The organism is Methylobacterium sp. E-025, from assembly GCF_022829705.1.
GTDB lineage: Bacteria > Pseudomonadota > Alphaproteobacteria > Rhizobiales > Beijerinckiaceae > Methylobacterium.
In genome coordinates this window covers 1-404 of the sequence record NZ_JAKSYR010000009.1, presented here as the reverse complement: position 1 = coordinate 404, position 404 = coordinate 1, and the positions used below count along the sequence as shown (strand labels likewise).

At 62.9% G+C, this 404-nt stretch carries 2 pseudogenes; one reads left to right on the top strand and one right to left on the bottom strand.

Annotated features, from left to right (window positions below):
- Positions 1 to 222, bottom strand: a pseudogene (locus tag MKK64_RS00295) (IS630 family transposase); the annotation flags it as partial.
- 4 nt (positions 223 to 226) lie between these two features.
- Here MKK64_RS00295 and MKK64_RS00290 point away from each other — a divergent pair.
- Positions 227 to 404 (top strand): annotated as a pseudogene (locus MKK64_RS00290) (IS630 family transposase); the annotation flags it as partial.

Below are 404 nucleotides of genomic sequence, written 5' to 3'. Positions count from 1 at the left end.
ACCAGGCCTCGCGCGCCGCTTTCACGTCCGGGCGTTCCTGCTCGGCGGCGTGCGCTGTCTTTTTTTGTAGGTGAGATCGCGTGCGTCGAGGAAGCTCCACAGGGTGCCGAGCCCGACCGTGAGGTCGTGCTCGTCCTGGAGACGAGCGTGCATCTCCTCACGGGTGATGTCGTCTTCTCCGTCGATCAGTCCACGCAAAAACGCCTGGTACGGATCGAGCTTCTAGCGGTGCCGCCGCTCCAAGCTCGATCCGCGCGAGGCGTTTTTGCGTGGCAGGATACACGGACAAGACGACATCACCCTTGAGGAGCTGCGCGCTCGGCTCCATGACGAGCACGACCTCACGGTCGGGCTCGGCACCCTGTGGAGCTTCCTCGACGCACGCGATCTCACCTACAAAAAAA